The 24338-nt window shown below is 72.0% G+C and carries 18 protein-coding genes, 1 pseudogene and 1 riboswitch; of the genes and pseudogenes, 12 read left to right on the plus strand and 7 right to left on the minus strand.

The features are described 5' to 3' along the window. Positions 1-245 precede the first annotated feature (245 nt). Both ACFRIC_RS01395 and ACFRIC_RS01400 read left to right on the plus strand, forming a co-directional pair. Positions 246-1121 (plus strand): universal stress protein, encoded by an 876-nt coding sequence (locus ACFRIC_RS01395; protein WP_382778420.1) that lies wholly within the window; start codon positions 246-248, stop codon positions 1119-1121. Between the two features lie 5 nt (positions 1122-1126). Beyond that, positions 1127-1807 (plus strand): CBS domain-containing protein, encoded by a 681-nt coding sequence (locus ACFRIC_RS01400; protein WP_382778421.1) that lies wholly within the window; start codon positions 1127-1129, stop codon positions 1805-1807. Between the two features lie 75 nt (positions 1808-1882). Here the strand turns inward: ACFRIC_RS01400 and ACFRIC_RS01405 are convergent, their stop codons facing one another. Continuing rightward, complete coding sequence (locus tag ACFRIC_RS01405; protein WP_382778422.1) at positions 1883-2806, minus strand: carbamate kinase; 924 nt, start codon at positions 2804-2806, stop codon at positions 1883-1885. 370 nt (positions 2807-3176) lie between these two features. Here ACFRIC_RS01405 and ppdK point away from each other — a divergent pair, with 370 nt between their 5' ends. Next, a complete protein-coding gene (ppdK, locus tag ACFRIC_RS01410) occupies positions 3177-5861 on the plus strand; it encodes a pyruvate, phosphate dikinase (protein WP_382778423.1) in 2685 nt (894 codons plus the stop codon). Between the two features lie 115 nt (positions 5862-5976). Here the strand turns inward: ppdK and ACFRIC_RS01415 are convergent, their stop codons facing one another. The 5 genes from ACFRIC_RS01415 to ACFRIC_RS01435 form a co-directional block, all read right to left on the minus strand. Further along, on the minus strand, positions 5977-7047 hold the full coding sequence (locus tag ACFRIC_RS01415; protein ID WP_382778424.1) for a zinc-dependent alcohol dehydrogenase family protein: 1071 nt from the start codon (positions 7045-7047) through the stop codon (positions 5977-5979). Positions 7048-7216: 169 nt separating this feature from the next. Further along, entirely contained in the window at positions 7217-7717 is a 501-nt protein-coding gene (locus tag ACFRIC_RS01420; RefSeq protein ID WP_382778425.1) for a flavodoxin domain-containing protein, read from the minus strand. Between the two features lie 87 nt (positions 7718-7804). After that, positions 7805-10630 carry a GNAT family N-acetyltransferase gene (locus ACFRIC_RS01425; RefSeq protein ID WP_382778426.1) on the minus strand — a complete coding sequence of 942 codons (2826 nt, stop codon included), beginning with the start codon at positions 10628-10630 and terminating at the stop codon, positions 7805-7807. 182 nt (positions 10631-10812) lie between these two features. Continuing rightward, complete coding sequence (locus ACFRIC_RS01430) at positions 10813-11748, minus strand: universal stress protein (protein WP_382778427.1); 936 nt, start codon at positions 11746-11748, stop codon at positions 10813-10815. Between the two features lie 167 nt (positions 11749-11915). Beyond that, complete coding sequence (locus ACFRIC_RS01435) at positions 11916-13190, minus strand: sulfite oxidase (RefSeq protein WP_382778428.1); 1275 nt, start codon at positions 13188-13190, stop codon at positions 11916-11918. Positions 13191-13651: 461 nt separating this feature from the next. Between ACFRIC_RS01435 and ACFRIC_RS01440 the strand changes: the two genes are divergently transcribed. From ACFRIC_RS01440 to ACFRIC_RS01480, 9 genes and pseudogenes are all read left to right on the plus strand, one after another. Then, a complete protein-coding gene (locus ACFRIC_RS01440; RefSeq protein WP_382778429.1) occupies positions 13652-14575 on the plus strand; it encodes an LLM class F420-dependent oxidoreductase in 924 nt (307 codons plus the stop codon). A gap of 236 nt (positions 14576-14811) precedes the next feature. Next, the gene (locus tag ACFRIC_RS01445) at positions 14812-15636 is read left to right on the plus strand and encodes a DUF1684 domain-containing protein (RefSeq protein WP_382778430.1); all 825 of its coding nucleotides are present in this window, start codon (positions 14812-14814) and stop codon (positions 15634-15636) included. Positions 15637-15730: 94 nt separating this feature from the next. Further along, positions 15731-15844: riboswitch (SAM riboswitch) on the plus strand. A gap of 34 nt (positions 15845-15878) precedes the next feature. Then, the gene (locus ACFRIC_RS01450; RefSeq protein ID WP_382778431.1) at positions 15879-15995 is read left to right on the plus strand and encodes a putative leader peptide; all 117 of its coding nucleotides are present in this window, start codon (positions 15879-15881) and stop codon (positions 15993-15995) included. 435 nt (positions 15996-16430) lie between these two features. Continuing rightward, complete coding sequence (locus tag ACFRIC_RS01455; protein ID WP_382778432.1) at positions 16431-17984, plus strand: ABC transporter substrate-binding protein; 1554 nt, start codon at positions 16431-16433, stop codon at positions 17982-17984. A 3-nt stretch (positions 17985-17987) separates the two neighbouring features. Then, the gene (locus ACFRIC_RS01460; RefSeq protein WP_382778433.1) at positions 17988-18947 is read left to right on the plus strand and encodes an ABC transporter permease; all 960 of its coding nucleotides are present in this window, start codon (positions 17988-17990) and stop codon (positions 18945-18947) included. Further along, a complete protein-coding gene (locus ACFRIC_RS01465) occupies positions 18944-19867 on the plus strand; it encodes an ABC transporter permease (protein ID WP_382778434.1) in 924 nt (307 codons plus the stop codon). Before ACFRIC_RS01460 ends, ACFRIC_RS01465 begins: the two co-directional genes overlap by 4 nt. Next, positions 19864-21642, plus strand: coding sequence for a dipeptide ABC transporter ATP-binding protein (locus tag ACFRIC_RS01470; protein ID WP_382778435.1), 1779 nt, complete (start codon positions 19864-19866; stop codon positions 21640-21642). The genes ACFRIC_RS01465 and ACFRIC_RS01470 overlap by 4 nt, the downstream gene beginning before the upstream one ends. 14 nt (positions 21643-21656) lie before the next feature. Then, positions 21657-21899, plus strand: a pseudogene (locus ACFRIC_RS01475) (LLM class flavin-dependent oxidoreductase); the annotation flags it as partial. A gap of 91 nt (positions 21900-21990) precedes the next feature. Beyond that, positions 21991-22707, plus strand: a complete 717-nt coding sequence (locus tag ACFRIC_RS01480; protein WP_382778911.1) for a hypothetical protein — start codon at positions 21991-21993, stop codon at positions 22705-22707. A gap of 98 nt (positions 22708-22805) precedes the next feature. Here the strand turns inward: ACFRIC_RS01480 and ACFRIC_RS01485 are convergent, their stop codons facing one another. Beyond that, the gene (locus ACFRIC_RS01485; protein WP_382778436.1) at positions 22806-23942 is read right to left on the minus strand and encodes an LLM class flavin-dependent oxidoreductase; all 1137 of its coding nucleotides are present in this window, start codon (positions 23940-23942) and stop codon (positions 22806-22808) included. Positions 23943-24338 lie beyond the last annotated feature (396 nt).

Consider the following 24338-nt stretch of genomic DNA (forward strand, 5'->3'; position numbering starts at 1 on the left):
GCTCAGCACTCGGCACTCGACACGCAGCACGCAGCACGCAGCACGCAGCACGCGGAGACGTGTTCGTCCATGCATCCCGCCTCAGCCGTGTCCGTGACCCGACAGGGCCGAATGTCGCAGGTGAGGGCTGAACGGCCCCTGCCGTCACGCATCCGTCGGGACGACCGTGAAAGTGACCCTTGAACCGCGGATTCGCGGCCGAGTGAACCGCGGGTTCACGGCCAAGACGGAAGGCGGTGGAGACAATGACACTCCCCCTCGTCGTGGGTGTCGACGGATCGGACGGCAGCCTGCTGGCCCTCGACTGGGCGATGGACCTGGCCGCACGCGGTCGGCTTCCGCTGCGGGTGGTCCACGCGTCCGCATGGGAGCGCTACGAGGCAGCGCTGCCGGCGCTGAGCCGCGAACGCTCCTCCGGCCAGGTGCTGGCGGAGCACATCGTCGCTTCGGCGGCGGAACGGGTCCACCGGCACAACCCCGACCTGGACGTCTCGACGGAAGTGACACCGGCGGAAGCCGTTTCCGCGCTCCTGGCGGAAGCCCGGAACGCCACGGCCCTGATCACCGGTTCACGAGGCCGCGGAGAGCTCAAGGGGGCCCTGCTCGGTTCCGTCGGACTGTCGGTCGCGGCCCGCGCCGACTGCCCTGTCATCGTGGTCCGGGGCGACAAGGCGGCTCTCGCCGGATCCCATGGCCGCATCCTGCTCGGCGTCGGCGACCCCGCCCTGTGTCGTGAGGCGGCCCGCTTCGCGTTCCGGGAAGCCGAGGCGCGTGGATGTGAGCTGGACATCGTCCGCGCCTGGCGATGCCCGGCCGGCGAAGGGGCCGACGCCGCCGGACCGGCCGAGGACCCGGCGCACCGGCACGAGCGACAGGCCGCTCAGCTCATCGAGGACCTCGTCGCCGACGCGTCCGTCGCCCGTCCCGACGTCCGGTTGCGCCGGACGACCGTGGAGGGCGAGGCACGCAAGGCGCTGGTCCACCGGTCGGCCGCGGCCGACCTCGTGGTCGTCGGCGCGCGTCGCAGGTCCGGTCACTTCGGACTGCAACTCGGACGCGTGGCCCACACCTTGCTCCACCACGCCGCCTGCCCCGTGGCGGTCGTACCGGAAGGGGACTGATCTCCATGACCGGCACTCCGCACATCGTGAGTGATGTGATGACTCATACGGTCGTGGCCGTGGGGCGCGACGCTCCGTTCAAGGAGATCGTGCGGACCCTGGAGCAGTGGAAGGTCAGCGCCATGCCCGTGCTGGAGGGCGAGGGGCGTGTCATCGGGGTCGTCTCCGAGGCCGACCTGCTGCCCAAGGAGGAGTTCCGCTACGAGGAACAGGACCTCTCCCGGCAGCGACAGCGCCTGCACGACACGGCCAAGGCCGGTGCGACCAGGGCGGCGGAACTCATGAGTACCCCGGCCGTCACGGTCCACGCGGACGCCACGCTCGCTCAGGCGGCCAGGATCATGGCCGTCCGGCACGTCAAACGGCTGCCCGTCGTCGACGGCGTCGGCATGCTCGTCGGCATCGTCAGTCGCGCCGATCTGCTCAAGGTGTTCCTGCGGTCCGACGACGAGATAGCCGAGGAGGTCCGCCGCACGGTGGTGTCGTGCCTCTTCCCGAGCTTCAGCCACGCCATCCACGTGAGCGTGAGCGAGGGAGTCGTCACCCTGCGCGGTCACATCCACGACACCTCACTGATCTCCGTCGCGGTGCGCCTGGTCCGCGCCGTCGAGGGCGTAGTGGACGTCGAACCCCGGCTCACCGGTGAGTCGGAGGCCGTCGGCGGGCCGCGGACGAGCGGTTCCTGAACCGCGGGCTGCGCCGACGGCCCCTGGCCGCTGCCGTTCGGGCTTTCGGCGGCCCGAACGGTCCCCGTGGGACGCTCACACCACCGGAAGCTCGGGGCGGACGAGCGTGCCCGAGGTCCCGTGGACGATCTCGTACGCGGCGTCCAGTGCACCGATCGCGGCCAGTCCCCCGGTGCGTTCGACGAACCGGGCCGCCGCCTCCGCCTTGGGGCCCATCGAGCCCTCGGGAAAGTCTCCGCCGCGCAGTTCGGCGGGCGTGGCGCCGAGTACGGGACGCTGACCGGCGGTGCCGTATTCGGTGTAGACGCAGGGCACGTCGGTGAGGATGAGCAGGAAGTCGGCCTTCAGGTCCTCGGCGAGCAGGGCCGCCGTGAGGTCCTTGTCGACGACGGCCTCCACCCCGGTGAGCGCTCCGGTGTCGAGGTCGGCGGTGACGGGGACACCTCCGCCGCCCGCGCAGACGACGATCGACCCGCCGACGAGAAGTTCGTGGACGGTCTCGGTCTCCAGGATCCCATCGGGTGCCGGTGAGGGAACGACACGGCGCCAGCCGGTGGTGTCGGCGGCGATGTGCCAGCCGCGCCTACGGGCGAGGGCGCTCGCGATGTCGTACGGATACACCTGGCCGATGAACTTCGTGGGGTGCTCGAAGGCCGGGTCGTCGGCCCGGACGAGGGTGTGGGTGACCAGTGCGACGGTCCGGCGTCCGGGCAGGGCGTCGTGCAGGCCGCGCACCAGAAGGGAGCCGATCATGCCCTGGGTCTGCGCGCCGAGCAGGTCGAGCGGGTAGGGGGCGCTCAGAGCCGGATCGGCGGCGCTCTCGCCGGCGAGCAGGCCGATCTGGGGGCCGTTGCCGTGCGTGACGACGATCTCATGATCGTGGGCGAGGGCGGCGATCGCGCCGACGACGCGGTCGATGTTGGCCACCTGGACCGCCGCGTCGGGGTGTTCGCCGCGGCGCAGCAGGGCGTTGCCGCCGAGAGCGATGACGATGCGCATGCCTCAGTCCTCCAAGGTGGCGATCAGGACGGCCTCGGCGAGCGGGCGGTCGGTCCTGCGCCCGGTCGCTCCGGGTGAGTCGGTCCGGACACGATCCTTCGCGACGGCGGTGTTCGAGGCCAGTGGCCGAACCTCCCTGACAGGGGCCGATGGTCCCGACCTTCCTGTCCCGGTCGGCCCACCGGCACGGCGCGTCACCGGCCGGCATCCGCCCGCCGCCGGAACTGTGTCACGGTGGTGGTAGCACGCTCGCGAAGGTGGGCCGACCGGCCCCGCGAAGGGGCCCGACAGCATCTGCCCCTCCGTCCGCGCCGGTCGGAGGCTGGAGTCGCACACTCCAGCCCGCAACCCGACAGAGGAGACCGGCGACATGGTCCGCTACGTGTACGACTTCGCCGAGGGCGGCCGCGACCAGGCCGCCCTGCTGGGCGGCAAGGGAGCCAACCTTGCCGAGATGACACGGCTGGGGCTGCCCGTCCCGCCGGGCTTCACCGTGACCACGGACGCGTGCCGGGCCTTCCTCACCACCGGGAGCGAGCCGGACGGCCTGATGCGGGAGATCTCCGACCGGCTCACGGTCCTGGAGGAGGCGGCCGGCAGGCGACTGGGGCAGCCGGACGATCCGCTGTTGCTGTCCGTGCGCTCCGGGGCGCGCTTCTCCATGCCCGGCATGATGGAGACGATCCTCGACGTCGGGCTCAACGACGAGTCCGTCCTCGGTCTGGCGAAGGTCTCCGGAAACGAGCGCTTCGCCTGGGACTCCTATCGCCGCCTCGTGCAGATGTTCGGCAGCACGGTCATGGGTGTCGACAGCGCTCTCTTCGAGGGTGTCCTCGCCGACCTCAAGAAGGCGCGGGGCGCGGCGAGCGACGTGGACCTCACGGCGGCGGACCTGGCGGGGCTCGTCGAGTCGTACCAGAACCTCGTCCGGCAGGAGACCGGTGAGTACTTCCCGCAGTCACCCGCCGAGCAGCTCCGGCAGGCGGTCCTCGCCGTGTTCGAGTCCTGGAACGGCGAGCGCGCCCGGATCTACCGCCGCCGTGAGCACATCCCCGACGACCTGGGCACCGCGGTCAACGTGCAGACCATGGTCTTCGGCAACCTCGGCGCGGACTCCGGCAGCGGCGTCGCGTTCACGCGGGACCCGGCCACGGGACGGCCCGGCCTGTACGGCGACTATCTCGCGAACGCTCAGGGCGAGGACGTCGTGGCGGGCATCCGCAACACCGTACCGCTGACGGCTCTCGCCGACCTGGACCCGCTGTCGTACGAACAACTCCGCTCCCACATGCGGACGTTGGAGTCGCACTACCGGGATCTGTGCGACATCGAGTTCACGATCGAGCGCGGCCGGCTGTGGATGCTGCAGACCCGGGTCGGCAAGCGCACCGCGGAGGCCGCGTTCGCCATCGCCAAGGAGCTGGCCGAGGAGGGTCTGATCACTCCGGACGCGGCGCTGGCCCGGGTCAGCGGGGAAGGTCTCGCCCGGCTGATGTTCCCCCGGTTCGACACCTCGGCCGTCGGCGAGGCACTGGCGCACGGTCTGCCGGCCTCCCCGGGCGCGGCCGTGGGCGCCGCCGTGTTCGACTCCGCCGAGGCGGTACGACGGGCCGCGGCCGGCGAGAAGGTCGTCCTGGTCCGTCAGGAGACCACCCCGGACGATCTGCCCGGCATGATCGCGGCACAGGCGGTGCTGACCAGCCGTGGCGGCAAGACCAGCCACGCGGCCGTCGTCGCCCGCGGCATGGGCAAGGTCTGCGTGTGCGGGGCCGAGGAGATCACGGTGGACACCGCGGCGCGCCGGTTCACGGTGGGGGACACCGTCGTCGAGGAGGGCACGGTCGTCTCCGTCGACGGTTCCGAAGGTGCCGTGTACCTGGGCGCGGCCCCGTTGGCCGACTCCGCGGTCATGCGGTACTTCGAGACGGGCGAGCGGTCCGACGCGCTGGTCGAGGCCGTCGCCGGCGCCATGGAACAGGCGGACGGCATGCGGCGCCTGGAGGTCCGCGCGAACGCCGACACCCCCGAGGACGCGGCCCGCGCACGGCGGTTCGGCGCCCAGGGAGTCGGCCTGTGCCGCACCGAGCACATGTTCCTCGGCGAGCGCCGCAGGCTGGTCGAGGCGATGATCCTGGCCCGTGACGAGCGTGAGCGCGAGCGGGCCCTGGCCGCGCTACTGCCCCTCCAGCGGGACGACTTCATCGGCATCCTGGAGGCGATGGACGCGCTGCCGGTCACCATCAGGCTCATCGATCCGCCCCTGCACGAGTTCCTGCCCGACCACACCGGGCTCACCGTGCGGATCGCCGCCGCCGAGGCCCGGGGCGAGCGGCCGGACCCGCACGACACCGAACTGCTCGACGCGGTGAACCGGATGCACGAGGAGAACCCGATGCTCGGGCTGCGCGGCGTTCGGCTGGGACTGGTCGTCCCGGGGCTGGTCGCCATGCAGGTCCGCGCGATCGCCGAGGCGGTCGTGGAGCGCACCCGGGTCGGAGGGCAGCCGCGGGCGGAGATCATGGTGCCGCTGGTGGGCGCCGTCGAGGAACTGCGCATCGAGCGGGCGGAGGTGGAACGGGTCCTGGCCGAGGTCTCCGAGGAGTCGGGCATCCCCGTGCACTGCCCGGTCGGCACCATGATCGAGCTCCCGCGCGCCGCGCTCACGGCCGGCCGCATCGCCGAGGAGGCGGAGTTCTTCTCCTTCGGCACCAACGACCTCACCCAGACAACCTGGGGCTTCTCCCGCGACGACGTCGAGGCCGCGTTCTTCTCGGCCTACCTCGACAAGGGCATCTTCGCCACCTCTCCGTTCGAGACCCTGGACCGCGACGGCGTGGGCCGACTGGTCCGCATCGCCGTGGCCGAGGGCCGCGCCACACGACCCGAGCTGAAGATCGGTGTCTGCGGCGAGCACGGCGGGGACCCCGAGTCGGTGCACTTCTTCCACGCGGCCGGGCTGGACTACGTGTCCTGTTCACCGTTCCGCGTTCCCGTGGCGCGCCTGGAGGCCGGACGTGCGGCGCTCTCCGCGACGCGGACGAGCGACAGCAGGTGAGGACGGCGAGCGGGGCGGGTGGGTTCCGCGGGAACTCGTGATCCGCAGGACCGTGTGAGTCCGCAAAAACAGCGGCCCGGTCGGTGCGTGCACCGACCGGACCGCCCGGCGTGGCTCAGGCCGCGGGGACGGCGAGGTCCTCGTGCGACGGTGCGCCGAGCACCACCTTCAGGGCGCCGGTGTCGGCGGCGCGGGAGAAGACGTCGTAGGCCTTCTCCATGTCGTCCAGCGGGAAGGTGTGGGTGACCAGGTCCGCGGTGGGCAGCCGGCCGGCGGCGGCCATGCGCAGCAGGGTCGGGGTGGAGTGGGTGTCCACCAGACCGGTCGTGATGGTCACGTTCTTGATCCACAGGTCTTCCAGGTGCAGCGTCGCCGGCTTGCCGTGGACGCCGATGTTGGCGACGTGGCCGCCGGGCCGCACCATGCGTGTGCACAGCTCGAAGCTCTCCGGCACCCCGACCGCCTCGATGACCACGTCGGCGCCGAGACCGTCGGTGAGGTCGGCGATGAGCTGCTCCGGGTCCTCCCCCGCGTCGGCCACCGCGTCGGCGCCCAGCCGACGGGCCGCCTCCAGCCGGGACGCGGCCAGGTCGACGGCGACGATCCGCTCGGGCGAGTAGAGCCGCGCCGTGGCGATCGCCGCGAGACCGATGGGTCCGGCTCCCACGACGGCGACGGTGTCGCCGGGGCGCACGTGCCCGTTGAGAACACCGACCTCGTACGACGTCGGGAAGATGTCCGCGAGCAGGACGGCGTCCTTGCTCACGACGGCTCCGGGCAGCGCGTGCACCGACAGGTCGGCGTAGGGGACGCGCACGTACTCGGCCTGGGTGCCGTCGATCAGATGGCCGAGGATCCAGCCTCCGCCACCCCGGCACTGCCCGTACATGCCCTCCCGGCAGAAGCGGCAGCGGCCGCAGGAGCTGATGCAGGAGATCAGCACCCGGTCGCCCGGACGTACGGTCCGTACATCGCTGCCGACCTCCATGATCTCGCCGACCGCCTCGTGCCCGAGGACCGTTCCGGGACGCACTTCGGGGACATCACCTTTGAGGATGTGCAGGTCCGTGCCGCAGATGGTGACGGCGCCGACCCGCACGATGGCGTCGGTGGGTTCCTTGACCGCCGGGTCCGGGACATCCTCCCAGGCGGACTGCCCGGGGCCGTGGAAGACGTAACCCTTCATGATCGCCCTCACCCTTCCCTGTCCGGTACGAGATGATCTCTTGAGTCCAGTTTGTTCCGTTGCGTGGTGTTCCGCTTGGGCCCTCCGGCCCTCGATCCCCGCCGCCCGGCCCATCGCGCTCGGGCACAGGACCGGCTGACCGAAGGAGCCGTGGCAGCCGACGTGAGAGCTACCGAACGCAGGCGAGCGAGGCCGCGATGTCCTTCGCCCACTCCTCTATGACCGCGAAGTCCCGGAAGTCTCCGCCCTTTCCGGAGCTGATGATCATCTTGGCGATACGCCCCTTGGCTCCTTCCTTCAGGCACCCGCCGAAGGTGATGTGGCCCTGGACGTCCAGCTTGTTCATGGTCCGCTGGACGCCCCGCACCGGCGGGATGTCCCGGTCGGCGGCGGAGCTGTCGAGCGGTCCGCTGCTGAAGAGCCACACCGGACGGTGCGCGAGCTCCGCGCGATGCCGGCGGACGAACGCTCGCGCGTCCTTGTGCCAGCGTCCCGCGTAGAGTCCGCCGCCGACCACGACGGCGTCGTAGTGCGCCAGGCTGGTGACCGACCGGGCCGGAAGGGCCCGGGCCGTCAACCCGCCCTCGCGCAGGGTTTCCGCGACCGTTTCGGCGATCTCCGCCGTCGATCCGTTCGTCGTTCCATAGGCGACCAGCACGGTCTCGGCCATGACGGTCCGCCTCCTTTCACGTCCGCGTCGCTCGGTTCGCGTTCGGCTCTCGACGTCGGCGCAGCCAGTCCTCGGTCACGACGTTCCTCAGCGCAGCCTGCGCAGATACGGGTCCTGGGGGTGACGGGGCAGCAGACGCACCCGTGCGTCGAGCACGGTGATGCCGCCCGCCGTCGCCAGTACGGGGTTGAGGTCGGCCTCAGCGAGCTGCGGCAGGTCCGCGGCCATCCGGGACAGCCGCTGGAGCAGTTGCTCCAGTCCTTCGAGGTCGACGGGGGTGTTGCCGTTCGCGCCCAGCAGCAGCGGGGCGCACCGCGGCGAGGTGATCAGTTCGTGGACGTCCCGGTCGGTGAGCGGGGCGAGGCGGGCGGCGTGATCGGCCAGCACTTCGGTGACCGTGCCGCCGAGTCCGAACAGGACGAGCGGTCCGAAGACCTCGTCCTGGACGACGCCCGCGAGGAGTTCGGTGCCGCGGTCGGCGAGGGGTTGCAGGACCACCCCGGTCATGAGGCCGGCGAAGCGGGTCTCCAGGTCGCGGAACGCGGCGCGGATCTGGGCGTCGCCGCGCAGGTCGAGGTGGACGGCCCGCTGCTGGGTCTTGTGCAGGAGGCCCGGCCAGTGGGCCTTCATGACCACCCGGCCGTCGAAGCCGCGCAGCCGGTCGGCGGCGAGCACGGCGTCGTCCTCGGTCTCGGCCCAGGCCCACGGGATCTGCGGGACGCCGTAGCAGGCGAGCAGTTCGGCGCAGGTGCGCGGGTCGAGCCAGCCTCCGTCGGGGTGGGCGGTGAGGTGGTCCTCGACGACCGTGCGGGCCCGCCGGGACTCGACGCCGGCGGGGTCTGGGACGGTCCCTTCCGGCCGGGCCAGCCAGGCGGAGCGCCGGGCCGCGTGCGCCAGGGCGCGGGCCGCGGCCTGCGGTTCGGCGTAGGAGGGGATCGTTCCGCCGTCCCCGGCGGCGAGCAGCAGCACGGACCGGTCCTGCTCCAGACGTACGGCGATCACCGGCCGCGCCCTTCGGGCGGGAGCCGCGGTCACGGCCCGCACCAGGTCGTCGCCGGTGGCCGCGGCGACCGCCGTGGGCACCAGGGCCACGACGACCGCGTCGATGCCGGAGCAGCGGGTGAGGCGGTCCACGCACGCGGTGAGCTGTTCCTCCGACACGGCGGCCGTGGCGTCGACGGGGTTGCCGACGGCGGCGCCGTCCGGCAGCACTGCCAGGAGTTCGTCGATCACGGCGGGGGTGAACGGAGGGAGGACGAGCCCGGCCTCCGCGCAGGCGTCGGCGGTGAGCACCCCGGCGCCGCCCGCGTTGGTGACGATCGCGACGCGGCTGCCCTCCGGCAGCGGCTGGGAGTGGAACAGGGCCGCGGTTTCGAGGAGCTCGCCGACCGAGCGGGTCGCGGTGATGCCCGCCTGGGTGAACAGGGCCTCGCGGGTCATGGTGCGGGTGGCGGCGGCCGCGGTGTGGGAGGCCGCGGCCTTGCGGCCCGCTGCGGTCCGGCCGGCGTCGACCGTCAGCACGGGGATGCGGCGGGTCACCCGCCGGGCGGTACGGGAGAAGGCGCGCGGGTTGCCGAAGGACTCCAGGTGCAGCAGGGCGAGGCCGGTGCGGCCGTCGCTCTCCCACCACTGGAGCATGTCGTTGCCGCTGACGTCGAACTTGTCGCCCAGCGAGGCGAACGTGGAGACGCCGATGCCCAGCCGGGACAGTCCGTCGAGCAGGGCGATGCCCACACCGCCGGACTGCACGGCGATACCGGCGGTCCCGGGACGCGGGTGATCGGCGGCGAAGGTCGCGTCGAGACGGAGATCCGGGGCGGTGTTCGACACGCCGAGGCAGTTGGGCCCGACCAGCCGCATGCCGTGGGTGCGGCAGGCGGTCAGCAGCGCCTGCGCCTGCGCGTGGTCGAGGCCCGCGGTGACCACGACGAGCGCGCGGACCCCGGACTCGCCGCACTCCTCGGCGACGGCCGGCACCGCGGCGGCCGGTACGGCGACGACCACGAGATCGGGCGTCTTCGGCAGGGCCGCGACCGACGGATGACACGGCACCCTGAGCACCGATTCGACACCCGGATTCACGGCGAACAGACGACCGGTGAAGCCGCCCGTGCGCAGGTGGTTGAGCACCGCCCGGCCCACCGAGCCCGGCGTGCGTCCCGCCCCGACGACGGCCACCACCTCCGGTCGCAGCAGCGGCAGCAGACTGGCCACATCGGCGGCCCGCCCGCGAGCCTCGACCGCCGCCAGATAGGCGTCGTCCTGGTCGAGGCGGATGACGCAGCGCACTTCCGGCCCCTCGAAACGGCGGGTCATGCGCAGCCCCAGGTCGGCGAAGAGACGCAGCACCGCGTGGTTCTCGCTGAGCGCGTCGGCGGTGAAGGTGGTGATCCCCTCGGACCGGGCGGCCGAGACCAGATGCTCGACGAGCAGGGTGCCGACGCCTCGGTGGTGCAGTCCGTCGGCGACGGCGATCGAGATCTCGGCGCCCCTCCCCTGCGCTGCACCGTCCGGACCCGTGGCTGCCTGGTCCGCCCCCGTGGCTGCGCCGTCGGGCCCTGTGGCTGCCCCCTCGGCCACCGCGTCCCCGCTCTTCGCGGCCACGTCCGGCCCGGTCGGCCCGCACTCCTCCCCACCGGTGTCGTACTCGGCGAGGCCGACCACGCGGCCGTCCGTCTCTGCCACGAGGGCGCGGTAGCCGGAATGGGCGGGGCGGCAGGCCCGGTCGGCGGCGAGTTCGGCCGAGCGCCCGCCGAGCGAGAAGAACCTCAGGCGCAGGTTCTCCGGCGACATCTCCTCGTAGAAGCCACGCAGCCGGTCGTGGTCGCCCGGGAGCGCCGGCCGGATGCGTACGGTGGTGCCGTCGGCTAGCAGGGCGTGGACAGGGTGCCGTTCGAGCAGGTCGTCCGTCATCGCGGGCCTCCTCCATGCTTCGGTATCTCGATCGTCCGTCGGTGCGGAGAGGGTGCACAGGGGCTGGACGGGCCGCCCCGGGGCCGGTCGGCCCCGCCGCCCCCGCCGACCGGCCCACCCCTGGTGAGCTCATCGGACCGGACCGGGCCAGGAGCGGTCGCGCGGCGCCGGGCCGTCCCGGCTCACACCGGTTCGGGGACCACCGCGACCGGGCAGGCGGCGTGGTGCAGGACTCCGTGAGCGACACGGCCGAGCTGGAGCCCGAGACGGCCGGGATGGCGCCGGGCACCGACCACCAGCAGGCCGGCGTCGTGGGACGCGTCCAGGAGGGCATGGCGCGTCGGTCCCTCGACGGTGCGGCGACGCAGGTCGATGTCGGCCGGCACCTCCTCCAGTGCCTCGCCGAGCACCTTGGCGGCCCGCTCCTCGTGCAGCCGCGCGGGCTCACCGGTGAGCAGCGGGTGGTCCACGCTCTCGTACGCGGGGCAACGCCAGGCCCGTACGGCGTCCAGGGGCACCCGGCGCAACCGCGCCTCTTCCGCGGCGAACCGCAGCGCCGCCGAGCCCTTGCTCGTCCCTCCGACACCCACGACCACGCGGCGCGCGGGTGTGGCACCGACCTGGTTGTCGTGGGAGCCGCGCAGCACGATGACCGGGCAGTCGGCGTACGCGGCCACCGCAAGGCTGACGGAGCCGAGCAGCATCTCGACGAAGTCGCTGCGGCCGCGAGTGCCGAGGACCAGCGCGGCGGCGTCTCGTCCTTCCCGGACCAAGGCGTACTCGGGCTCCTCGGCCAGGATCTCGGCCGACACGTCGAGGTCCGGGTGACGCCTCAGGGCCCGGCGGAGGCCGACCGCCACGATGTCCTCGGCTCGGACCTCTTCGAAGGGCTTGTGCTCCGCGGCGAGTGCCGTGCCCTCGTAGCGCTCCCAGAGGGAGGCGTACACCACGCGCAGGGGGACGCCGCGCAGGGCGGCCTCGTCCGCCGCCCAGTCCGCGGCCCGCAGGCTCGGCTCGGACCCGTCCACGCCGACGACCAGTGGCGCCTCGCGGAAGGCTCCGCGCAAGGAGCCCGGACGGAGCCCGGAGTTCTGGTTCTGGTGTTCGTGTACGGCCATGGCGGGAACCCCTTCGGGACGGTCGGGTCAGTGCCTGACCCGTCTCACCTTCGTCCCGTAGCAAGCTCGGCGCCCGATGCCGAAGGGCCGGTGCCGTGGAGCCGAACAGCCCTACGTTCCAGGCCTGTTGGCATCCGTTCCGTCGTCCCGGCCCAAGGCGCCGTCGGTCACACCACGCTCACCGGATGGCGCACCACCGCGCCGAACAGGTACCCCTGTGTGTTCGGCATCGCGGTGTCCGGCTGGGTTCGGCCGGCCGTGTCCGTGGCACGGGCCAGCAGGTGCGTGGCACCGGGTGTGTCGGGCTGCCAAGGAAGGGACCATCGGGTCCAGGTGCCGGAGCGGGGCCGGTCGTGCAGCCGGGCGCGCCGCCAGTTGGCCCCTCCGTCCGTGCTGACGTCGACCTTGGCGACACCTCCCGCACCCGACCACGACCGTCCGTGCAGCACGTGCCGATGGCCGGCCGCGAACGTGGCGCCGCTCGCCAGCTCGAAGGCGCTCTTCGTGGTCTGCCGGGTGAGCGGCGCGCTGCCATCCTCGGGGTAGCCGGCGCCGAACAGCCGGTAGAAGGTGGTGTTCCAGGGCGAGTAGAGCGGCTGCGCGGACACCTCGATGTCGCCGACCCATTTGATCGAGGCGATCCCCACCCAGGAGGGCACCAGCACCCGTACCGGATGGCCGTGGTCGTACGGCAGGCGCTCACCGTTCATCTCGTACGCGAGCAGGACGTCGTCCAGGGCCTTGGCGAGCGGCAGCGGACGGCGTACGCGTCCCAGGCTCTCCCCGCCGCTGACGTACTCGGCGTCCAGACCGCGCGGCTGGACGTCCACGGCCCGCGAGGACAGACCTGCCCTGCGCAGCACGTCCGCGAGCCGCACCCCGCGCCAGCGCGCGACGCCGACGGCTCCCAGGGTCCAGGCGGTGCCGGTGACCGTGTCGCCCTGTTGGGTCGTGTAGTAGGAGCGGCCGTTCCCGGCGCATTCGACGAACGCGGTGCGGGTGACGGCGGGCAGCGCGCGCAGGTCGTCGTACCCGAACTCCACCGGCCGGTCCTCGCCGGGGCTCCCGCGTAATCCGCTCCCCCACAGGCGCAGGCGCCAGTCGTCGGCGTTCAGGACGGGGGTCGCGGTGTGGTTGCGTACGAAGAACCGTTCGTTGGGCGTGTGGTGGCCGGTTCCGCTCAGTGCCTCCCAGCGGGTCTCGGCGTTGGTGCCGCGCTGGATGAACCACTCGGCGGGCAGCGGCTTGACGATGGGACTGTCGATGGCGTGGGCGGGCCGTACGCCGCCGAGCGCGGTTCCGGCGGCGGTCGCGGCGAGCAGGGTGAGCAGCCGACGGCGGGTGACCCCGTCGGCCCTGGCCTCACCCGCGAGCCACTGGCGCAGCCTGCGGCGGTCGTACTCGGTTTCGTGGCGTCGGCCCGCGGACGTGGGTGAAGGCATGGCGGCTCCTCGTCATGACGGCGCGAGAGGGGCGGGAGGGGCGGGAGATACGAGAGGCTCGGCGCGAGTCGGTGTCGTTCTGCGGGAGCGATGGACTGCGGCGCTCTCAACCGGCTTGTGCGGAGCAGGAGTTCACTGACGCGCAGAGGCGCCGGAAGGCACGTGATCAGCCGGTCGTCCGACACAGCGCGGCGGCCACGCGGACGAGGTCCACGGCGCGGCGGCGGGTCAGAGGCTCCGGTGTCGGCATGGCGGGATGTAAGCACGTGGGGCGGGAGGCGTCAACGGAGCACGCCTGTCGGCGAATCCGGCCTCCTGGCCTGTTGGCCGATGTGGACGTGGGGAGAGATCGTCCCTCGAACGCGAGGGCCGGACCGGTCGCCGCCGTGCGTCACAAGACTGACATGCAGCCGTCACACTCGAACGGAATGCGCGCTCACCGGGCGCCCGTTCCACCTGACATGACTGTTGGAGTAGCACTCAACGCATCCGACGCGGAGAACCAGGTCGACGCCAGTGTGCGTCTGGCCGAGGAAGCGGCGGCGGCCGGTCTGCGGTCGGTCTGGTTCGGCCAGACCTTCGGCGCGGACTCACCCCAACTCGCCGCGCTCGTCGGGCGGGCGGTCCCGGAACTCCACGTGGGCACGTCCGCGATCCCTGTCTTCGGCCGCCATCCGCTGATCGTCTCCAGTCAGGCGCAGACCGCCCAGGCCGCGACCCACGGCCGCTACCACCTCGGCCTGGCCCTGGGCACGAAACTGATCACGGAGACCGGCTTCGGCCTGCCCTTCGAGCGTCCCATCGCCAGGCTGCGCGAATTCCTCACCGTGCTGCGCCAGTTGACCGAGACCGGCACGGCCGACTTCCGCGGTGAGCTGCTCTCCGCCACGACTCCCCTGTCCGCTCGCGTACCGGGCGCCGAGTCGGGCGTTCCGCTGCTGGTCGCCGCCATGGGCCCGCAGGCGCTGCGGGTCAGCGGTGAGCTTGCGGACGGGATCCTGCCCTACCTCGCGGGACCTCGCGCCCTCGCGGAGCACATCGTGCCCGCGCTCACCGCCGCGGCCGAGGCCGCCGGACGGCCCGCGCCCCGGATCGTGGCGCTGGTGCCCGGCGTGGTCACGGACGACGTGGACGCGGTACGGGCCAAGGCCACCGAGACCCTCTCGTTCTACGAACAGATCCCGTCCTACGCCCGGGTCATCGAACTGTCCGGCGGTCGCCGAGCCGCGGACCTGGCCGTGATCGGCGACGAGAAGACGGTCGAGGCCGAGGTACGGCGTTACCGCGACGCGGGTGCCACCGAGGTCGTGTTCTCGGGCACCGAGATCGCGGGAGCGGCGGACCGGCGCCGAACCTGGGCGCTCCTCGGCGAACTCGCGGCCTGAGCCCAGCGCCTCACCGACCCACCGGTCCACGGGCCCCCGACTCCACCGACCCGCCTTTGGCCGACCCTCAACGGCCGACCTACCGACCCGCTTACCGAAGCGACGATTCCCCGACTCACCGACTCACCGACTCACCGACCGCGACCGCGACCGCGACCGCGACCGCGACCGCGACAAAGAACCCCGCACCCCCGCACGAGGGCCACCCTCACGCGGCTTGTACCGAAGGAGAGTTCATGACCAGCGAGGCGACCACCACAGACCTGCACGCCTTCACCGAGCAGTGGCTGGACTGGTACCGCGGACAGGAGGCCCGGCTCGCCGCCCCCCACGGCTTCCTGGCGATCACCGGCCTCCACTGGCTCGACGACCGCCCGCAGCGCTTCCCCGACGCGCCCGGCGCATGGCACACCGGCCCCGACGGGGTCGTCGTCACCCTCGACGACGGTGAGGAACTCGTCGTCGACGGGACACCGGTACATGGTGAGCACCACTTCGGCGTGCTGCCCGAACGCGGTGGTGTCGAGGCGGTCTGGAAGGACGCCGTCATCGAGGTCGCCAAGCGGGGCGGTCACGACATCGTGCGCCCCCGGCACCCGGACGCACCGCTGCTCAAGTCCTTCACCGGAACGCCCGCCTACGCCCCCGACCCGCGCTGGGCCGTGACGGGCCGTTACGTCCCCTTCGACGAGCCGCGTCCCACCACCGTGGGCGCCGCGGTCGAGGGCTTGGAGCACGTGTACGACGCCCCGGGCAGGATCGAGTTCGAACTGGACGGACGTCCTCTGTCGCTGACGGCGTTCCCCGGTCATGTCCCGGGCGGGCTGTCGGTTCTCTTCACCGACGCGACCTCCGGGGTCACGACCTACGCCGCCAACCGGAGCCTGTCCGTCGAGGCGCCCGACTCCGACGGGACGGTCGTCCTCGACTTCAACCGCGCCACGAACCTGCCGTGCGCCTACACCGACCTGGCCACCTGCCCGCTGCCCCCGGCGGAGAACCGGCTGCCGGTGTCCGTCGAGGCGGGTCAGAAGATCCCGCGCGAACGCGGCGGTGCCTGAACCTGGCTCGCTCCACCGGACTCGGGCGGTTCGCTCCGCCGGAGTCCGGTGCCGCCATTGACGTAGAAGAGAACCGCTCCGTACGATCACGAACGGCATTGAGTGTCAGCGTCAAGCCCTGGCTCGCTGACCGGCAACCCTCCCGCGCGGTGGGGTGCTCCAGGTGAAAGCCCGGCGGTATCAGCGACGATCACCGCAAGCGCGTGGCCCCACGACCGGGGCCGGACCTGTGGAGGAACCTTATGCGGCACGGTGGTGGCTCCGACGCCTCCTTCGCCGTCGCCGTGGTGTTCTCCCGGCTGGCGCGCCGACGTCACATCGACCTGAAGCGCTCGACGAGCTGCTTCTGTCAGGCCTGACGGCCCCTTCCGCAGCCGGGCGCCGGCGCCTCCCTTCGGCGGTGCACCTCGGTGAGGCCCACCCGCGTCGACGTCGATGAGATGCGCGGGCTGTCGACGCCCATGAGGCCTGCCGACAGCCGGCATCCGTGACCAGCCGTCACGGCACGCGTCCGCACCCGGCGCCCCCTTCCCCCGATCTCTCTGATCTCTCCAATCCGCTTCCGCTTTCCGCTTTCCGCCCGGCCCCTGTCCGCAGGTCATCGCCCGTCACCGGCATCGCGCCGACGGGCCCGCGTTCCCGTGCGCGGTCGTGCCTCGTACGACGCCCCGTGCCCGGCGACACCAAGAGGAGACTCCTCCGTGAGAGCACGTCCGGAATTCACATCTCCCCGATCTCCCCGGTCCACCCGTTCTCCCCGATGGGCAAGGCTCACCGCCCTTCTCACCACCAGTGTGCTGCTGGCCGCCTGCGGCTCGGGCACCGACGGCTCCGCAACCGGGAGCGGCAAACCGCGTTCCGGCGGGACGCTGACCTTCGCCGTGGGTTCGGACGCCGGTTGCGTGGATCCCCAGCAGGTCGGCAGCAACGACACGATCTACTCGGTGCGCCAGATCGTCGACTCCCTGACGGACCAGGACCCCAAGACCGGCAAGATCGTGCCGTGGCTGGCGAAGAGCTGGGACATCAGCGCCGACGCGACCGCCTTCACCTTCCACCTGCGCTCGGGTGTCACCTTCAGCGACGGGTCCCCCCTGACCGCCCAGGTGGTCAAGGACAACTTCGACGCGGTGCCGAGACTCGGCGTCCTGGGAACCCTCGCCGAGGGGTACCTGAGCGGCGCGAAGAGCACCACGGTGGTGGACCCGCTCACGGTCAAGGTGACCTTCCAGCAGCCCAACGCCCAGTTCCTGCAGGCGACTTCGACCCACTCGCTGGGGATCGAGTCGTCCGCGAGCGTGAAGCGGTCACCTCAGCAGAAGTGCAGTGACGGGGTGGTCGGTTCCGGGCCCTTCGTGCTGAAGCGCTATGTGCAGAACCAGTCGGTCACGCTGGCCAAACGCCCCGGCTACGCCTGGGGTTCCTCCCGGTGGGGCAAGAAGGGCGAGGCCTACCTGGACAAGCTGGTGTTCAAGGTCGTGCCGGAGGCGGGCGTACGGGCCGGCAGTCTGCGCTCCGGACAGGTGGACGCGATAGGCAGCGTGGGCAGGGCCGACGAAGCGGCACTCAAGGGCGGTCAGGTCGCCTTCCAGCGCCGGGCCAATCCCGGGATCACCTTCGGACTCGGCTTCAACAACGCGCGGCCGGGCCTGAAGGACGCCAGGGTCCGCCGGGCCATCCTGGCCGCCATCGACCGGAAGCAGATCGCCGACACCGTCTTCCCCACCGGTACCCGGCCGGCCACCAGTGTCCTCGCGCACACCACACCGGACTACACCAGCCTCGCCTCCGAGCTGACCCTCGACACGGCCAAGGCGAAGTCCCTGCTGGACCAAGCCGGTTGGAAGGCGGGCGCCGACGGCACCCGCGTCAAGGACGGCAAGAAGCTGAGCCTGACCATCGACTGGGTTCCCAACGCGGCGACGAACCAGCCCGCGTTGGAGCTGGTGCAACAGCAACTGAAGGCCGTCGGGGTTCAGGTGACCCTCAAGCAGCTCCAGCTCCCCCAGCTCACGCCGATCCAGCAGGCGGGCTCGTACGAAGCGATCTGGGGCAACATCACCCGCGCCGACCCCGACATCCTGCGCAGTTCCTTCTCCACGCAGCTGGCCAACTTCTACCGTGTGCCGGCGAGCGGTCTGGACACGACACTCTCCGCCCAGGCCGCGACCACCGACCCGACCGAGCGCGGTCGACTGGTGGCCCAGGCACAGCGGTCGATCGTGCGGGACGCCTACAACGTGCCGGTGGTGGAGCTGCAGACGCAGCTCGGCGTGTCCACGAAGGTGCACGGTCTCGCCTTCGACGCCTCCAGCCGGATCCAGTTGCACGACACCTGGATCGGCTGACCCGTGCGCGGCTATGTGATCAAGCGGCTCGCCCAGGCGGCCGGCGTGCTGTGGGCGGCGTACACCGTGTCGTTCCTGGTCCTCGACTTCCTCCCGGGCGACCCGGTCACGGCGATGGCCGGTGCCGGGATGGAGTCGGGGCAGGTCGATCCCCGGCAGATCGCGGCTCTGCGGCACGAGTACGGCTTCGACAAGCCGGTGCTCGTGCAGTACGCCGAGTACCTCGGCCGGGCGGTGCAGGGGGACTTCGGCGACTCGGTGGCCACCGGCCGTCCCGTCGCCTCGACGCTGGCCGACGCTCTGCCCCAGACCCTCCAACTGACATCGACGGCGCTGCTGTTGGCGGTGGTGCTCGGCGGCGGCCTCGCGGTGGCGGCGACGTACACCACGCGGCGGTGGCTGCGGCAGCTCCTGCTGTCGCTGCCGCCGCTGGGGGTGTCCGTCCCGACGTTCTGGGTGGGGCTGCTGCTGGTCGAGGCGTTCTCCTTCCGGCTGCGCTGGTTCCCCGCGTTCGGCAACGACGGGCTGCGCGGGCTGGTGCTGCCGGCGCTGACACTCGCGATACCGACCGGCGCCCAGATCGCCCAGGTGCTGGCGAAGAGCCTGCTCACCGCGCTCGACCAGGCGTACGTGGAGACGGCCCGCGCGAAGGGCGCGGGCCGGTGGCGGGTCCATCTGCGACACGCGCTGCGCAACGCGTCCCTGCCGGCCCTGACGGTCGTCGGCCTGCTGGTGGGACAACTGATCGCGGGTTCGGTCGTCGTCGAGACGGTGTTCTCGCGTGACGGCCTGGGGCGCGTGACCGCGGCGGCCGTCACGGCCCAGGACATCCCGGTGGTCCAGGGGGTGGTGGCGTTCGGCGCGCTGATCTTCGTGACGACGAATCTGGTCGTCGACCTGGTGTATCCGCTGCTGGATCCGCGGATCGTGGTGGCCTCGGGCGGAAGGGCGGGCGTCGCATGAGTCAGAGCCTTGTCGACGACCCGGCCGAGGCCGCGCTCGGCCTCGCCCGGCCTCTCGCCACGGAGCCCGAACCCGTACCGGGAGGTCGTACCGGCGTCGGGCGGGTGCTGCGGTTCCTGGCCCGTCGGCCCGGGCTGCTGGTGTCGGTCGTCGTGCTCGTCCTGGTGGTGCTGGCCTCCTTCCAGCCCCGGCTGTTCACTTCGCGGGACCCGCTGAAGGGGGTGCCGACGGAGAACTTCCGCGGTCCGAGCGGTGCGCACTGGTTCGGCACGGACGAGCTGGGCCGCGATGTCTTCGCCCGGGTGGTCCATGGAGCGCAGTTGTCCCTGAAGGCCACCCTGATCGCGGTGCTGGTGGCGTTCGTGGTGGGTGGCCTGCTCGGTCTGGTCGCGGGGTTCGTGGGCCGCTGGGTGGACGACGCTCTGATGCGTTTCGTCGACGTCCTGCTGTCCATCCCCGCGCTGTTCCTGTCGCTGGCGCTGGTGACGGCGTTGGGATACGGGACGGTGAAGGTGGCCGTCGCGGTGGGCATCGCCAGCGTCGCCTCCTTCGCCCGGGTCACGCGCGCCGAGGTGCTGCGGGTGCGCCAGGCCGTGTTCGTGGAGGCGTCGCGCTCCTGCGGGGCCCGCTGGTACTCGGTGCTGGGCCGGCATGTGCTGCCCAACGCCGCCGGCCCGGTGATCGTCCTGGCCACCCTCGACTTCGGCGCCTCCATCCTGGCCGTCTCGGCGCTGAGCTTCCTCGGCTACGGCGCTCCCCCGCCGGCCCCGGAATGGGGCACGTTGATCTCCGAGGGCCGCAACTACCTGGCCAACGCCTGGTGGCTGACCGCGCTGCCCGGTCTGGCGATCGCCGCGACCGTCCTGGCGACCAACCGCGTCGCGAGGGCGCTGGACGGCGAATGGACCCGGCAGCGATGACCGACGCACACGAGAACGGCGAAGACGTGACCACATCCGTGCCGAAGAGCCGCCCTCTGCTGGAGATCCGGGGCCTGTCCGTCTCGTACCGCACCCGCGGCGGCACCGTGGCTGCGGTCCGGGGCGTGGACCTCGACGTCCGGCCGGGCGAGGTGACCGCGGTGGTCGGTGAGTCCGGCTCCGGCAAGAGCACGACCGCGCACGCGATCACGCGGCTGCTGCCGGAGAACGCGGCCATCGACAGCGGCACGGTCCGCTTCGGCCGGCACGACCTGGCCACGCTGTCGGAGGGCGAACTGCGTACCGTACGCGGGGCACGGATCGGGCTCGTCCCGCAGGACCCGACCGTGTCGCTCAATCCGGTGAAGCGGATCGGTGAGCAGGTCGCCGAGGTGCTGCGCATCCATGGTCTGGCGACCCGCCGGTCGGCCGCCGCCGAGGCCATCGCCGTGCTGGACCGCGCGGGGCTGCCCGACGCCTCCGTACGGGCCCGGCAGTATCCGCACGAACTCTCTGGCGGTATGCGGCAACGCGCCCTGATCGCCGTCGCGATCGCCGCCCGGCCCGAGCTGATCATCGCCGACGAGCCGACCAGCGCGCTCGACGTCACCGTGCAGAAGGTCATCCTCGACCATCTCCAGCATCTGGCCGAGGAGTCGGGCACCGCGGTCCTGCTGGTGACCCACGACCTCGGGGTCGCCGCCGACCGGTCGCAGCGGCTGGTGGTGATGTCACAAGGGCTTGTGGTGGAGGCGGGGCCCACGCGTGACGTCCTCGCCGACCCTCAGGACGCGTACACGCGGCGTCTGCTGGCGAGCGCGCCGAGCATGACCACCGCGCGGCGCCGCCCACCCGTAGCCGCGCACGCATCCGTACCCGCGCGCGCATCCGGACCCGCGCACGCACCCGTACCCGCCCCCGTACTCACGCACGTGCCCGCGCCTGCGCCCGCGGCGGAGACGTCACCCCTGCTGGAGGCGCGCAACCTGGTCAAGGAGTTCCGGCTCCCCCGCACCGCCGAAGGGTCTCGCACCCTGCGCGCGGTCGACGACGTCAGCTTCACCCTGCGCCGCGGACAGACCCTGGCCCTGGTGGGCGAGTCGGGCTCGGGCAAGTCCACCACCGCCCGGCTGGTGCTCCGGCTCGCCGACGCCACCTCCGGGCAGATCCTGCTCGACGGCACCGACGTCACCACCGCACGAGGTGCCCGTGCCCGGGAGCTGCGCCGACGCGCCCAGTTCGTCTACCAGAACCCGTACGCCTCCCTCGATCCGCGCTTCTCCGTGGGTGAGGTGATCACCGAACCGCTGCGCGCCTTCAAGGTCGGAGACCGTGCCGCCCGGCTCGCCCGCGCCCGCGAGCTCCTCGACCGGGTGGCGCTGCCCTCGGCCACGCTGGCGCGCCGCCCGGCGGAACTGTCCGGCGGCCAGCGTCAGCGCGTCGCGATCGCCCGGGCGCTCGCCCTCTCCCCGGACCTGGTGGTGTGCGACGAGCCGGTGTCGGCGCTCGACGTGTCGGTCCAGGCCCAAGTGCTGGAGCTGCTGGCCGAGTTGCAGGCCGGCACAGGGGTGGCCTACCTCTTCATCTCCCACGACCTGGCCGTCGTACGGCAGATCGCGGACCAGGTCGCGGTCATGCGGGCGGGCCGCGTCGTGGAGACGGGCCCTCCGGAGGACCTCTTCACCCGGCCCCGTCACGCGTACACCCGCGAGCTGCTCGCGGCGATCCCCGGCGGGCGGGTGGCCTCCCCCGCCTCCGCGACCATCACCAACTGAAGGGCCGGCGTCCCATGACTGCTCCCAACATCACCTCCCTGGCCTTTCTCACCCCGGGCAACTTCGCCGACGACGACCCGTACACCGGTCTGGAGGAGACGCTCCAACTCTTCGAGTACGGCGAGCGGTTGGACTTCGACGGCGCCTGGATCCGGCAGCGGCACCTCGAACACGGGGTCGCCTCCGCGGCCGTGTTCCTCGCCGCGGCCGGCCAGCGCTCCGAGCGGATCGAACTCGGGACCGCCGTCATCCCGATCGGCTACGAGAGTCCCTTCCGCCTCGCCGAGGACCTGGCGCTGGCCCGACGTACTGTCCCGGGGCCGGCTCCAGATCGGGTTCAGCACCGGCATGCCGCACGCCGACCTGCTCGGCGATCTCGTGTACGACGGGGACTGGCGCGCCTTCGACCTGTCGTACGGCAGGATCGCCCGCGTCCTGGACAACCTGCGCGGCGACCACATCGGCGGACCGGACACGGTCATCCACTCGCCGGGGAACACCCAGCGCCCCAGGCTGCAGCCGCACAGTCCCGGGCTGGCGCGCCGCATCTGGTATGGCGGCGGGAGCCTGCGCTCGGTGCGCTGGGCCGCGGAGAACGGTCTGGGTCTGCTGTCCGGCAACATCGTCTCGGGTGAGGGGACCGACGATTTCACGACGGCCCAGCTCAATCTGCTGGCCGCCTACCGCGATACGCCGTCCGTACGAGCCACGGAGCGACCGGGGCGGGTGGCGCTCGGCCGGGTGATCGTGCCGTTCGACAGCGCGGACGCGACCGGCCGGGCCCGCTACCGCGCCTACGCGGCCGGCCGCCACGCCCGCACCCTGGCACCCCAGGGCCCGAAGCGGACGCTGTTCGCCCCCGACGTGGTGGGCACCGCGGAGCAGATCCTCGAACAGCTCACCGCCGACCCGGTCCTCGCGCAGGTGTCGGAACTGCGCCTTGAACTGCCGTACGAGTTCCACCGGGAGGAGTACGAACAGATCCTGCACGACACCCGGCACCTGATCGCCCCCGAACTGGGCTGGCGCCCGGCATCCCTGACGGTGCGGCAGACCGTCGGCTGAATCCAGTCCCGGAACCGGGAAGAGCCGGCGGCCCTCGACTCGCGCGCGAGTCGAGGGCCGCTGTGCGACCTCGGGTGAGGACCGCCGTGCGACGGGAGTCAGCCGTGGACCGCCACGGCGTTCCGGGTACCGCGCGCCGCACGCTCTGCGTCGCGTTTGGCGACCTCTTCCCGGACGATCGGGATCACGTACCGGCCGAAGTCGATCGCGTCGTCCAGCAGGTCGTAGCCGCGGGCGGAGAGGATGTCGACGCCGAGGTCGTAGTAGTCCAGCAGGGCCCGGGCGACCGTCTCCGGGGTTCCGACCAGGGCGTTGGAGTTGCCCGCGCCTCCGGTCGCGGCGGCGGTGGGGGTCCACAGGGCGCGGTCGTAGCGCTCCCCCGCCTCCGCGATGGCGATCAGCCGTTGCGAGCCGGTGTTCTGGGGCCGGCCACCGACGCTGTGCCGCCTGGTGAGCGGCTCGCCGTTCTCCTGCCGGGCCTTGATCGCACCGACCGTGCGGTGGGCCTTCTCCCAGGCCAGTTCCTCGGTCGGGGCGATGATCGGGCGGAACGCCACCTGGATGCGCGGGACTTCGGCCCGGCCCGCCGCCTTCGCGGCCGCTTTCACCGCCTCGATCTGCTCGGCAGTCTTCTCCAGCGGCTCGCCCCACAGGCAGTAGATGTCGGCCTCGGCGCCTCCGGCGGCGTACGCGGCGGGTGAGGAGCCGCCGAAGGACACGCCAGGACGCGGTTGTTGCACCGGGAACACGTCGCTCACGAAGTCGTGGAAGCGGTAGTGCTCGCCTTCGTGGTCGAAGGGCTCGTGGGTGGTCCAGATCTTCTTGACGATCCGGATGTACTCCCGTGTGCGGGCGTAACGTTCGTCCTTGGTGAGGGTGTCGCCCTCACGACCCTGTTCGCGGTCGTTGCCGCCGGTGATGAAGTGCACGGTGAGCCGGCCCTCGCTGATCTGGTCGAGGGTGGCGAAGGTCTTCGCGGCGAAGGTCGGGTACGAGACGTTGGGCCGGTGGGCGAGCAGGATCTGGAGCCGGTCCAGCCTGCTCGCGATGTAGGCGGCGGCCGGGGCGGGATCCGGCGATCCGGAACCGTAGGCGAACAGCACCCGGTCCCAGCCGTTGTCCTCGTGCGCCCGCGCGAGCCGGAGCGTGTACTCCTTGTCGAAGGCGGCGCCGGAGCGCGGGGTGGTCTCGGAGCCGTCATGCGTGGCGGCGATGCCAAGGAACTCCACGGGCATGGGAAATGGCCTTTCTGCGGTCCTGTGGGTGTGCCCGGATCCGGGCTCGGGGCGCGTCGGGCGACGGGTGCGCGTGTCCGGTCGCGCGGACCGCCCGTACACGAAGGCGAAGACAAATAGGCAGGCGAAGACGAAGGAGGAGCGAAAGGGAAGGGCGGCGGGCGGGTTCAGCGCGTGCTCAGCACGCGCTCGCGGCTCGCGGCGATGCCGCGAGGAACGAACCCCGCCCGGGACGGGTCACCGAGGGAGGGACGGCCGTTCGGGACGGGTCACCGAGGGAGGGACGGGCCGTTCGGGACGGCCCGCTGTCGCGTCAGGCGCAACAGGCGGCGGACCACACCCGACCGAAGTCGATGTGGTCGCGGGTGACCAGGCGATGCTCCGCGTTCATGCGAC

Source organism: Streptomyces sp. NPDC056738 (assembly GCF_042790435.1).
In the GTDB taxonomy this organism is placed as follows: Bacteria; Actinomycetota; Actinomycetes; order Streptomycetales; family Streptomycetaceae; genus Streptomyces.